This is a genomic window from Fibrisoma montanum (assembly GCF_003583365.1).
In the GTDB taxonomy this organism is placed as follows: Bacteria; Bacteroidota; Bacteroidia; order Cytophagales; family Spirosomataceae; genus Fibrisoma; species Fibrisoma montanum.
Genome location: NZ_QXED01000010.1, coordinates 49,937 through 62,958 on the forward strand (window position 1 = coordinate 49,937; position 13,022 = coordinate 62,958).

Annotated in this window: 5 protein-coding genes; all 5 read right to left on the reverse strand. The window is 50.6% G+C overall.

Features of this window, described 5'->3' with window-relative positions:
* Positions 1 to 27 precede the first annotated feature (27 nt).
* A complete protein-coding gene (locus DYU11_RS27175) occupies positions 28 to 2,619 on the reverse strand; it encodes a glycosyl hydrolase family 95 catalytic domain-containing protein (RefSeq protein WP_158600376.1) in 2,592 nt (863 codons plus the stop codon).
* Positions 2,620 to 2,883: 264 nt separating this feature from the next.
* Positions 2,884 to 6,582 carry a cellulose binding domain-containing protein gene (locus DYU11_RS27180; RefSeq protein WP_119670892.1) on the reverse strand — a complete coding sequence of 1,233 codons (3,699 nt, stop codon included), beginning with the start codon at positions 6,580 to 6,582 and terminating at the stop codon, positions 2,884 to 2,886.
* Positions 6,583 to 6,667: 85 nt separating this feature from the next.
* Complete coding sequence (locus tag DYU11_RS27185; RefSeq protein ID WP_119670893.1) at positions 6,668 to 7,759, reverse strand: endo-1,4-beta-xylanase; 1,092 nt, start codon at positions 7,757 to 7,759, stop codon at positions 6,668 to 6,670.
* Positions 7,760 to 7,923: 164 nt separating this feature from the next.
* Positions 7,924 to 9,396, reverse strand: a complete 1,473-nt coding sequence (locus DYU11_RS27190) for a RagB/SusD family nutrient uptake outer membrane protein (RefSeq protein ID WP_119670894.1) — start codon at positions 9,394 to 9,396, stop codon at positions 7,924 to 7,926.
* A 67-nt stretch (positions 9,397 to 9,463) separates the two neighbouring features.
* On the reverse strand, positions 9,464 to 12,874 hold the full coding sequence (locus tag DYU11_RS27195; RefSeq protein ID WP_158600377.1) for a TonB-dependent receptor: 3,411 nt from the start codon (positions 12,872 to 12,874) through the stop codon (positions 9,464 to 9,466).
* Positions 12,875 to 13,022 lie beyond the last annotated feature (148 nt).

The following is a 13,022-nucleotide window of genomic DNA, read 5'->3' on the forward strand; positions in this document are numbered from 1 at the left end:
CCCTGCTCCTCCGCCGGTTTTGCCTTATCAATAGACCACTTGCACTATGAGGCCACTGCTTTCTCGGCCGGTTTTATCAACAGCCGTGACCCTCAATCTCCCGTGCTTAGCACCTTTCATGCCTGTGATTTTGTACTCAGCCTTAGTCTCTGTGCTGTTCGCTTGAATTAAGTCGTAGTGCGGGGAATCGCCTACATGAGCATAGATGTTATACGCAACTGCGTCAGGGCTTTTATTCCAACGGATAACGACTTTTTCGTCGTCCTGCTCTTTGATACTTAGGTTTAACGGATTGCTAACTGCCCTATAAACCGGTATAGTCGTTATAGTAAACACATCACCCATCTTGGTATCAAACGCAATAAAATCCCGCTTTTTTGATGTGACAGTTACGTTGTTCCCTGTAGCTTTTTTCACAGTAGACTGTTGAATATCCGGATATCTTAATTGGCAAATACCACCTACATTGGATTTGATGATAAACTTTTGCGCTTGTCCATCAGCCCATTTAGCAGACACCTCAAAATTTCCCCGTGCTACCAAACCCGAATAAGCACCGGTTTTCCACGCATGCGGCAGAGCGGGCAAGAGATCAATAAACCCTTCATGGCTTTGCAGGAGCATTTCGGCCACGCCCGCCGTTCCGCCAAAATTGCCGTCGATTTGAAAAGGTGGGTGAGTATCCCATAAATTGTTTAACGTTCCTTTCTGCAACAATGACCAGTATAAGGCGTAGGCTCGTTCGCCATCTTTAATTCTTGCCCAAAGGTTCAGCTTGAACGCCATGCCCCAGCCCGTTGCTTTATCACCCCGTCCATTCAAACTTATTTTAGCAGCATCCAGCCAGGCGGGGGTCGTCGAGTTGATGAGGGTACCCGGAAACAGGCCAACCAACTGCGACGTATGGCGATGCTGAGGGTCGCCGATTTCACCGTAGTAATTTTCCTCCCGGTATTCTTTAATCTGCCCCGACCAGCCAACCTGAACCGGGTCTAACTTCGGTAACTGAGACTGAATTACAGCCAAAAAAGGATCGTTGTCGCCCAATTGTTTAGCGGCTTTCAGTACGTCCTGGTGGTTTTCGTAGATCATTTGCTGGTCGAACGCGCTGCCCATTGTTTTATAATGCTCTTTCACTCGCTGCCAGCGTTGCTCAGGGGAATATGATGGATACGTGAGGAGTAGGCCCGCCGTATCGACCACTACTTTGGCTAAGAATTTAGACATACCCAACAGGGTCGGATAGGTGATTTTTTTCAGGATTTTTTCATCGCCCGTAAACGCATAATAGTCCCAAAACAGTTTAGTGGTCATCGTGCCAGTGCCCGGCCCAGAATGAACGCCCGGCTTTGAAATGTTATAGGCACTCGCCCCGGTTCCAATGGTCCAACCATTTTCGCCCTCACCCGCCATCAGCCTGTTGGGATTGTTTTGTCTAATGTAGTCCGTCGCTCCCTTGGTGGCGGCCCGGCGATAAGCCAGGTTATAATCGGCAAACGACTGAAACAGTTCGCTCAAGTTAGTCGTAAAGACAGGCCAGTAATTCATCTGTATGTTGATGTTGTGCCAGTAGCCCCCCGTCCAGGGCGTGACGTCGTACTGGCTCCAGATGCCCTGAAGATTAGGTGGCAGCGTACCCGGACGGGACGAACAAATGAGCAGGTATCGGCCATACTGAAAGTACAATTCTTCGAGGTAATGGTCAATTACGCCCGCTTTGTAGTTCTTCAACAGCGCGTCCGTTGTCAATTTCGACTCGTTTGCGCCAAAATCGACCGTGGCTCTTGCGAATAACATAGTGTAGTCTTTTTTGTGAGCCGCCAGCAAGTCAGTATAAGGTTTAGCCGAAGCCTTTTCCATAATAGCCGTAACCTTAGGGTGGGGCGAAGTGGTGTCGGCTAATTTTTTGGTGTTCGTATGCTCCTCAAAAATGGAGCTGTCTAATTTATAATTTGTGCCAACCGCTACCAGAATAAGGGCTGCGTCAGCGCCGGTAACCACAATCTTTCCGTTATCACCCTCCGCGTCCGTGAAGGCTTTCAGCGTACCGCCCGTTGGTATGACTTTGAATTGGCCTTCAAACAGGATGTTGAGTTGTTCCAGCTTGCCCGACAACGTAATGAGGTCGTTTTGGGCCGATACCCGGCCCATCCGTCCATTGTTTTTTGATGCCGGACCAAATGGTTTTTTGTACGGAATTTCGGGCCGAACGGTAAACGACAGTTTGCCTTTTTTGCTGGCCATTAACCGAATGACGAGTACTTTGTCCGGGAAACTGGCGATGTATTCCCGCTCGTAAACGACCCCGTCCTGTTCGTATTTCACCGTTGACACCGCATCGTTGAGCCGTAAACTACGTCTATACTCCTGGGGCGTTTTGTGGTTGAAATCGAGGTATAGTTCGGCAAAATTAGTTAAGCCTACACCACCGTAGAGACTTTTGGCGGCCATGCTGTTTTCGGTCAGTTGCACCCGTTCGGTTACCGTCCGGCCAAACAACGAGGCACCCATGTAGCCATTCCCAATCGGCAGCGACCAGTTTTCCCAGGCAGGGTCCAATGGGGTCGCTTCTACCAATGTCTGGGCATTGAGCGAATCCAGATTCGTAATTGGCAGCATGGGTACGGGTTTGTCATACCATAATCTATAGTTTTTGGATGAAGGTTTTTGCCCAACACAAAAGCCTGTCCACAAACAGAAAACGAAGAAAAAGAATAGAAGGAAACGTTCTTTTTTCATTCCTGATCTACTATCGTCCGGTTAAATGACTGAAAAACATTACGTTATTGAGAAAAATCAGAGATGACATCTTTCGTAGTAGATTAGCTGTTAAGCAATACATTACCTAAAATATTCATCTCTGATTCTGCGCGATTGCTTACGTCATTTTAACACTTTAATGGTTTGTTTCTCCCGCTCGGTACGTACCTGTACCAGGAAAATACCCGTTTGCTGTTGCGTAATCGGCAGTCGGCAACGCTCCACAGTGCTCGCCGTTTCGACCTGATGGCGGGAAAGAAGCCGACCCTGCACATCGGTGAGCGATACCCAAAGGGACTGCCCTTCAACACCCCTTACTTCTACTTCGACAGTCTCACTGCCCCCTGGCAGCGGATTGCCCAGCACCGTGGCCTGCATTGCTGAAGCGAACTCATCGTTGCCGATACGGGCTCCGGCGGAGGCTGGCTCCTGGCCATAGACCAGCGATCCGTTCAGGTAAGCCGTAATTTTGGTGTTTTCCGATAGCACACCCGCCGGTTTATACGAATGGTCATTGACTTGGTTAAAATTCGACCAGTCATTTTTGTTGATCCGCTGCTGAATGATGCCCGTTGAACTCAATGGATTTAGCTGACTAAGCGCAGGCCCGAAACTCAGTTCCAGGTATGTATCCGTGCCCGCCCGATTCTCTCTGACAAATCGGCTGCGGATGTTGTTATTACCCAATTCGGCGTAATCTAGGGTGTAAACCAAAGGGTTATCGCCCTCCGAACTGAACCAGTAGCGAACCGTTAGCTGGCTGTAGTCTACCGCTACGTTGCCTTCATTGGTCACCTTCAGGTGGGTACTGATCTGGTTGGTGTTCGAGTTACCATTTTTGTTTTCCGAGTACACCCTCAGGGTGGTCACCGCCGGAATTAACGCTGGCTCAATACCACCCACCAACGTGCCGTTTCGGTAAATCGTGATTCGGTCGTTGGGGGTGTAAGAACCGTTTGACGCGAAGGAGTAGTCGTCTGATTCAGCGAAATTCGTCCAGTTCTGTTTGCCCACACCCGTCTGAATTTCGCCCGAACTACTACCCCCGGCTAAAGTTCCGGCCGACGCATCGAACGAATATTCCACGTAGCCCAATGCGCCCTGACGCGGCTGGGCCAGCGGTACGTACTTCATGCTGACCTTGTTCGTACCCAGTTGTGACCAATACACCGTCAGGTTCGTCAGGGGAGAAAAATTTTCCACCGTCAGCCAATAACGGACGGTGATTTCTCCGTACGGAATGGAATTACTGCCTTCGTTATACAGGTTCAGATAGGGTCGAATCATGTTGTTTGCCAACTGATTGTTGTCGGCATCCCGATGGTGAACACGCAGGCTGGCCGGAAGTGCCCTGACACTGACGGTCACGCTGGTGGCTGGACTGACACAAACGCCTACTTTACAGGTTACCGAGTAGACGAACTCGCCAACCGCAGAGGTAGAGACCACCATCGAGCTACTGCCATCGGTTCCGTTCCAATTCACCATACCCGAACAGTTGGAGACGACCAGGGTTACGTTGCCCGTTCCCTGAGTGGCCGTTACGCTACTGACAGCAGGTGCATCGGGCGTAGTCAGATTTCCCGATACGTCGACCGAAGCGGATGCCGTGCAACCGTCGGCGGAGGTGACCAGCACCGAATACGTACCGGCCTGTGAGACAGTGGCCGTATTGCCATTGTCGAGCTGGGTGGCACCGGTGCTAAATGTATAGGTAAGGTTTGAACCGGCCGTTGCGGACAGGGTAATGGTTGGGGTGAGGCAACTGATGGTGCCACTGGCCGACAAACCAACCGTGGGGGGGGCATTGACAGTCAGGTTAAACGCGGTCGATGTGAGGCTATTGAAACCAGTAATCACTACGTAATACGTGCCCTGGTCGCTGGCGGTTACGTGGGTGAGCGACAGCGTGGCGGTGGTCGCTGAGGCAACTCCCGTCAGGACGCTCCCGTCTTTATACCATTGATACGACTGAACCGCTCCATCGGCGCTCAACGATGCGCTGACGCTCGCGCCCGTGCAAACGGCTGAACTACTGGCGGGTTGCTGAGTAATCAGGATGGGCATTCCCTGGAATTCATACGCCCCGATGTCGGTGCCCGATCCCTGGGGACGCGCTGTTCCAAGAATATCTTTAGCCGTAAACTGGCCCGGTGTCGAACTACCGGCGTTGATGGCAGGACTGGTGCTGGCGAGCTGGAAATCACCGGTTGAAGCATCCACGAACTGGGGGTTGAGCCCCGTCTTGTTCTGGCCCCCGGTGAAATAGGAGATTTCACCGGTACCACCAAATGAAAGGTTATTATCCTGCTGAAGATTGAGTGAGTTTACAACTAACGTCAGTGGTTTATCCGCCCGCCCGTAAAAGATGTTGTTATAAAAACGGGTATTGTCCGAGTAGCGCATGGTAAAATCTGACTCAATATCAGGGCTGGCCGCATTCTGGTAACTGGTGTTGTTGAGCAACGTCACATTATTGGTGTAGTTGAGGTTGATACCCCGACCTCCGTTGAGGTAAATAAGGTTATTTTCAATTAGAAACTTACCCGAATAAGCACCCAGTGGGTTGGCACCAAACCGGTCGTTGTTATTATCGAGTATAATACCGTTACCGTCGGTGATTTTGCACAGCCCGTTGTTATTCCATTTGATGAACAAGCGATTGCCGTAGCAACGGTTATTCCGGATGATGAATCGGGGTGCCCCGGAATTGGTATCATAATTCCAGCTATTGAGCACGCTAATTCCGCTGGTGCCAAAAATCGTGTACCAAGAGGTATTGTAGACCGTGTTGTTCTCGATCGTTATGTAGTCACTCTCGATAACCGAAATGCCTCCTCCGCCACAATCGTGAACAATGTTATCGGCAAGGACAATGTGGTGGGGTCGAAAGTTACCGCCTGTCCGCCCGCTGACTGAGATTCCGTTCCCATTAAACTTAGGCAACGCCGAGCTTATTGCCGTCGGATTGGGGCCCTCACAAGCACCAGGCTGCTGCTGGGCCTCAGCCAGCGTTACGTTTCTATTGTTTCCTTCGATCTCGAAACCCTGTATCTTTATGTAAGCAGCTCCGGGAACCAGGTTAAAGCCCTGCCAGCCCGTAAACGACAGTTTGGGTTTGTCGTTCTGGTAGTTGGTATAGACAATCCAGTGATCGGCGGTGCCGGTGCGTCGGATGAGTGCTACATCACTTGTACCCGTATTGGTATAGGTTCCGGCCATCACAAAAACACTGTCGCCGGGCGTAGTGACATCTACTGCTTTCTGAATGGTGTTGAACGGTGCAGCCAGCGTTCCGGCCGTGTTGGTTGCCGGGGCACTGGCCTGAACATAGTATTTTTTTCCACCATTGTGGTTAGGCGCATATACGTCTACCCGGATGTAACCCGTACCTCCCTGCACCGCCGTGGCTCCTGTGGAACTGGTTACTTTTACACTCAGTTCATTATAGGAAATCTGACCTTCCGGAATCGTCCAGGTGTAAGAAAAAGGAGCCGTCAAGTCTTCACCCAGTTTGGTCGTCGTTTTAGGACCCGTTGCAAACGTAGCCAGGAAAAACTCAACTTTAGCCACCGTCTCGCCGGCAGGAGCCGTTGCCGTTGCCTGTATGTTTACCTGTGATCCTGTAATAAATGACGATCTGAACGCCGGGTAATTCATGCTTACCGAGAGGGATTGTGCCTGCGTACAAGTCGACAGGCCATAAACAAGGACAAAAGCGATTAACAACGTTTTGTAGAGTATGGCGGGTAACTGACAAGTAGTCAGGTAACTGACAGTAGTACGCGGAGTAATGGGGCTGCTAGAGGGAGAAGTCGTCATCGTTTCGTGTTTTTGAGATATGGAGACTGTTTGCCTTGGGAAAGGAATGTGAGGAGACTCAGGAAAATTTCAGGAAATCATCAGTTCAGTGTAATCCATCCAGAAAGCCCTGATAAGCGCGCTTCCTGGCAAATTGTGCGTCAAATGGCAGTGCATAATCCGTACACTGACAATGGCCCGGTATCCAGGACGTACCATCGTCGACACCCCAGAACGTGATGCCAAACTGCTGACTGACGGGTACGACTTTTTTGTAGGTACTGACCACAAATTTGTATTTCTGATACTGTTGCTCGATGAGTGCCGGCGTAGCGATGAAATCCTTCTTCTTCCCCGGGTTCATGGCAACGTCCAGTTCCGAAATGTGGATCAGCAAGCCCGTGTCGGCCAGTTTGCGAATGGCGGTTTCAATACCCGCATCAGGAGTGTCGATGCTAATGTGCATCTGTAGGCCAAGCCCATGAATAGGAATCCCACGCTGTTGAAAATCAGTGGCCATCGCCACAATGGCGTTGAGTTTGGCCGGTATGGTTTCCTGGCCATAATCGTTGTAAAAGAGCCTAGCACCCGGGTCGGCCTTATGGGCGTATTGAAACATCCGGGCTACATAATCATTCCCCAAAATTTTACCAACGTTGAACAGCGTTCGGCCCGATTTATCAACCGAATCCCGGCGGATAGCTCCCTGGTTATTGTCGAAGGCTTCATTGACTACATCCCAGGAAGCAACTTTTCCCTTAAAATGCGTACCAACGGTCTGGATATACTCCCGCAACGTTGTTTCCAGTTCGGTCGAATCGCGGAGTTGTTTCAGCCATTCCGGACTGGTATTGATGTACCACACCAGCGTGTGCCCATGTACTCTTTTTTTCTGTGAGCGGGCAAAGTCAACCAGATAATCCGCCCCTTCGAAGTTAAACACCCCTTTTTGTGGACTAATCCGACTGGGCTTCATGGCCAGGTCTGCCGTGATACTGCTTGCTTCCTGCGTTACAGTCTGCCGATACCGTGCATTGTTCTGCATGGGGGATGGGTTAATGGCAAATCCGACAGGAAACGGAGACGCTTCGGCAAGCGTCGTTGGGGGCACGGTTTGAACGACGTTTGCTGTCTCCTTCATCGTGCATGCCAGCAGGATCATGGCCGCAAGGCCGGTAGGGAAAAAGAAAAATTTCATTGGTTTCGGGAGAAATACCGATTTGAAAAGGCATGACGAGGGTGACTCCCCGAAAAAATCAGGGAATAGACTCCGTGTGTACCTCGATTTTGAGGTGTTCTGGCGGGCTTTCGTCGTCGCAGCAACAAACAGACTACGAAAGCCCGCCAGCGATAAGCGAAGACTTAAAAGCCGGGATTCTGAGTCAGGGCTGGATTCAACCCCCGCTCCACGTCGGGAATGGGCAGATACCGGTGTTTCTCCTCGACAAAGGGTTTACCCGCTGCCTTCAGAATGGAGACAAACTTGCCGACCCGAATGATGTCGTGCCGACGCTGACCCTCGAAACACAATTCCCAGTGGCGTTCGTCGAGAACAAGTTTTTCAAACTTTTCGATGTCGGGTTCCTGAGCAACCGGGGGAAGCTGTACGCGGGCACGTACTTTATTGATGCCTTCGTATTTCAGTGGATCAGCCGCATTCACTCGGTTAGCGGCTTCGGATTGAAGCAGCAGAATGTCGGCATAACGCAGAATGAAATAATTCACCCGGTCAACGGCGGCTGTACGGCCCGGATCTCTGAATTTAGCAACGAATGGGTCTCTGCCGGGCGCACCGTAATCGATCAGAATAGAGCCGTCCGGTCTGAAAAATTTAGTGTAAAAATTCCAGCCTTTCCGTATTTTATCGTCGTTGGGAAACGCATCGTAAAACGGCCGCTCTACCACAAAGCTACCATACGAAACCCCCGGTGAAGTTTGAGGGGGGGTAATGTACCCGATCAGGTCACTCACATTATTCGGAGAAAAATCATACTGGATGGCAAAGAGGTGTTCCTTCCCCGTTTCCTTCGTGATATCAAACACCTCCGGATAGGTTGGCATCAAATCGTATTCCTTCGCATTAATGAGTTGGTTGAGTTTGGCCAGTGCGGTTTTGAAATCATCGGGTGTGCCAAAGGGGAGATAGGCTCTGGTCAAAATCACTTTCGCCAGCAGCCCCGTTGCAGCCCCAGAGCTGGCCCGTCCTTTGTACGTGTTGGGGATGGCAGCTTCTTTTTCCAGGTTTGCTTCGGCAAAGGTCAAATCGTCAATAATTTGTTTATACACATCTGCCTCCGGACTGCGTGGGAAGTTTTTGTTGTCTTCGACACTGGCCGTGGCTTTAGTTACCAGCGGAACAGCCCCAAAGTAGCGAACCAGTTCAAAGTACATCAATGCCCGAACGAACCGGGCTTCCGCAATCATGCGATTGTGTTCAGCCTCCGTGAAGGCAGTATTGACCGGAACCGCCGGAATCTTTTCAACGATGTTGTTGCAGCGATTGACGGTCTGATAAAGGATTGTATACCAGTTGAAAATTTCGGAGTTGGCCGAATTGTAGGTCATGTTCTCCAGATCAGGTCGTTCACCCGTCCCATACGCTTTGGCTTCGTCGCTGAATACGTCGCTTAGAATGTATACCCGACGGCCATAAAAAGCATTGTTTTGCTGGAGTTGTGAATAGATACCGTTGACGGCTACCTGCGCATCAGATTTATTCTGAAAAAAATTAGACGAGGTGACAAAATCGAAGGCTTTCTCATCCAGAAAGTCCTTGCAGCTGCCCAGTGTCAAAAACAGCGGGAGAAAAAGCAGGAATTTAGTAGTGCTTTTCATAAAAATAGAAATGATTTATACCTGGGTTTGGAAACGGTATTTTGCTGGCTCATTGGCCTGAAACTAGCTACAGACCTAATTTCAGTCCGACAATCACCGATTTGATGGTGGGATATGAGCCGTAATCAATACCCAAGGCGAGACTGTTTTGGGCCGCAAATGTGCTAACCTCCGGATCGTATCCCGTGTAGCTGGTAAAAGTGAGGAGGTTCGTCGCAGTCGTGTATACTTTCAGGTTTCGAAGACGTAACCGGCGCATGAAGCCCGATGCCGCGCTAACCTGATAAGCCAGTGTCAGGTTTTTGAGCCGCAAATAGGAACCATCTTCCAACAAATCGGATGAAACCTGCCGCCGAACCCCACCGCTACCCGCCCTGGGTACAGTATTGCTTGTGCCAGGGCCGTTCCAGCGTTCCAGCATCCGCAGGCTCTTGTTCGAATTATCCTGCGTCTCCAGGTCGATTCGGTTGAGGTTCAGCAGGCTGTTGCCGTATACACCGTTGATAAACACACTCACGCTAAAGCCTTTGTAACTGACGGTGTTGGTCATGCCATAGTTGAATTTGGGAAGTGCCTGCCCAATAATGGTGCGGTCATTCAGATCAATCTTTCCGTCGCCGTTAACATCCTTGAAAATTGGGTCACCGGGACGGAAACGGGTTTTTTCGTTGGCGGTCAGCGAACTGGCGGCTATTTCTTCGCGGGTTTGCCACAGCCCCAGGAACGTAAGACCGTAGAACGAGCCAATCGATTCGCCCGGAATCAGCACACCGGACCCACCGTTGCCAATGCCGGCTACGTTAACCGCGCCGACGTACCGAATTTTTTCGCCATTCAGGTCCAGCACTTTGTTGCGTGTGAAGGCGATGTTGGCATTGGTCGTCCATTTCACCTTCCGCGTATCAACATTGACCGTGTTGAGAGCAAACTCAAACCCCCGGTTTTCGATGCTGCCCGCGTTGATGAGTACAGATGAAAAGCCCGTTGCCCGTTGCGTTTCGATATTGAGTAACTGGTCGCTGGTTTTCTTCCAGTAGTAGTCCATCACCAGGCCAACCCGGTTTTTCAGCACGGAAATATCGAGACCGACATCGAAGGACGCCGTTTTTTCCCAGCGCAAGTCGGGCTGATTGAAGCGAGATTGCAGCGCCCCAATCTGGCGCGTTGCACCGTAGGTTGCTGTACGGGTGGAATAGGCTTCTGTCGAATTGTAGTTTGGAATTTCCTGATTACCGGTAATTCCGTAGCTGGTCCGAACTTTCAAATCATCAAAAAGACCCAGATTCTTCACCCAGGGTTCTTCCGAAACCCGCCAGGCAAACGCACCCGACGGAAAATAGCCGTACCGGTTATTGGCTCCAAACCGACTCGATCCATCCCGCCGACCCGTCAGCGTAAAGAGGTACTTCGTGTTCAGCTTGAAATTGGCCCGAACGAAATATGACTGAATCTGATTCTGCGATTGCGACGACGAAGTTTCCTGCCCCGTTGCGGCCGATAGGTTATTGTCTTCGAAGGTATTGGTGAAGAAGTTCCGACCGATGGCGGTGGTTCCGCGCTGATTGAACAACTGCCACGATGCTCCTGCCAACAGCGTCAGGTCAGTGGATTGGGAGAACGGCAAAAAATAGGTCAGGTAGTTTTCATTAATCCAACTATACCGATTGGAGATAGCCCTCGTGGCCGTGCCATTGTCTCTCGTGCCTTCGTAGATATCGCTGGGAATGTAGGCTTCACGCGCGCTGGTGAACAGATCACCGCCCAGGTTGACCCGAAACTTAAGGTTTTTGAGTACCTCGTATTCGCCAAACCAGTTGGCATTGATTCGCGTGATGTAAGTGTCGTCTTTTACTTTCTCGGCATAGGCGACGGCGTTACCAATCAGGTCAATATCGCCGTTATCAGCCCCAACATTGTAAAGATTGTACGTGCCGTCGGGGTTGTAAACGGGGGTGGCAGGGTTAATTCGGAACGTATTCAGCACAACGCCCCCCACAATTGAACCCGGCTGAACCGATTGGGTACGGTTGTTATACGTACGGGTCCCCAGCAAAGTAAGGCCGTATTTCAGTCGGGGGTTAACGGTTTTGTCGAAGTTCACCCGGAGGCTTCCCCGTTTGAAACCGCTATTGATAACGACCCCATTTTCATTGTAAAAACTGCCGCTGATGAGGTAGCGTGTTTTGTCGTCACCACCACTCACAGACAGTTGATAGTTGCTCAAACCGGACCGCCGATACAAGGCGTCCTGCCAGTCGGTGGAGTTTGTTTTCAGGTACTCAAGCCGATTCGGTGAGGCAAAATACATGACCGGCGCTGTAGACTGGCGGTAAACACTGTCGTTGTAGAGAATTTCGTTTCGGTACGTCGCATACTGAAAGGCGTCCATGAGGCCTATTTTTTTACGAATTTCCTGTCCACCGGTATACATCTCGAAATCAATGCGGGGAGCACCGGCTTTGCCGCGTTTGGTCGTCACAATCACCACACCGTTGGCACCCCTGGCTCCATAAATAGCCGTGGCCGAAGCATCTTTCAGGATTTCAATATTGTCAATATCATTGGGGTTAATGGAGGTCAGGTTATCGGCCCCCGCAAAGCCGTCGATCACAAACAGAGGTTCATTTCCGGCGCCAATGGAGTTGGTTCCTCGGATACGGATGCTGGCTCCTGAGCCTGGTTCAGAGCTATTCTGGGTCACAACAACCCCGGCAGCTCTGCCCTGTAAAATTTGCTCCGTAGTGGCAATCGGGACCGATTCGATATCTTTACTGGAAATGGATGAAACTGACCCGGTCAAATCCGTCTTTTTCACCGTGCCGTACCCCACCACCACCACTTCATTCAGGGCTTTGATGTCATTTTTTAAACTGACTTTTAAAACCGTTTGATTGCCTATCGTGATTTCCTGGCTTTCATAGCCAACAAAACTAAAGACCAGAACCAGCTCGGCATCGCGGTTATTCCTGGTTGGAATGTTAAGCTGAAAGTTCCCCTTCTGATCCGAAGTGATTCCTCTCGATGTGCCTTTCACCACTATACTTACCCCTGGCAAGGCTTCGCCCCGCTCGTCGGTAACCGTACCTGAAACGGTAATGTCTGCCGCTTCAGGAGTACTACCGGCCTGGTCTGAATTGGTATGGGGTAAAGTACCCACAGGAACCCGGTTCAGAATTACTTCGTCCGTTTCGACCCGGTATTCAATTTTCAGGGGTTTAAGGAGTTCGTCCAACACCTCGCCTAAAGGTTGGTTGCTGGCATTGAGCGTTACTTTTCGTTCGGCACGAATCAACGCCGAACTGTAGGTAAACCGCACATGGGTTAGCTTGCTCAATCGGGTCAGGATTGTTTTAACCGACTGCTCCTTCACTTGCAGCGTGACCCGACGGGTCAGCAGCTCCTGCGCGTGGACGTTGCGGGCCAGAGTAAGACCCGAACAAAGCAAGGCGAGCAGCAACTGACAGACGGTGATTCTCATAATTCGGTACAGCAGCCTGTGCGAATGTGGTAAAAATTGCATAGATTTACTTGTTTTTGTCTGGTTTAGAAAGGGCAAAAATTCCCGGCACCTCAGAAATGAGGCAGTTTAGCCACGAGCCGGGATGCGTATCAGGCCGGTAATGCTG

What these genes read in the sequence shown, in the direction of transcription:
- DYU11_RS27175 (WP_158600376.1), bottom strand. Translation starts at nt 2,619, where the DNA reads ATGCTGCCAATTACGAATCTGGATTCGCTCAATGCCCAGACATTGGTA.
- DYU11_RS27180 (WP_119670892.1), bottom strand. Translation starts at nt 6,582, where the DNA reads ATGACGACTTCTCCCTCTAGCAGCCCCATTACTCCGCGTACTACTGTC.
- DYU11_RS27185 (WP_119670893.1), bottom strand. Translation starts at nt 7,759, where the DNA reads ATGAAATTTTTCTTTTTCCCTACCGGCCTTGCGGCCATGATCCTGCTG.
- DYU11_RS27190 (WP_119670894.1), bottom strand. Translation starts at nt 9,396, where the DNA reads ATGAAAAGCACTACTAAATTCCTGCTTTTTCTCCCGCTGTTTTTGACA.
- DYU11_RS27195 (WP_158600377.1), bottom strand. Translation starts at nt 12,874, where the DNA reads ATGAGAATCACCGTCTGTCAGTTGCTGCTCGCCTTGCTTTGTTCGGGT.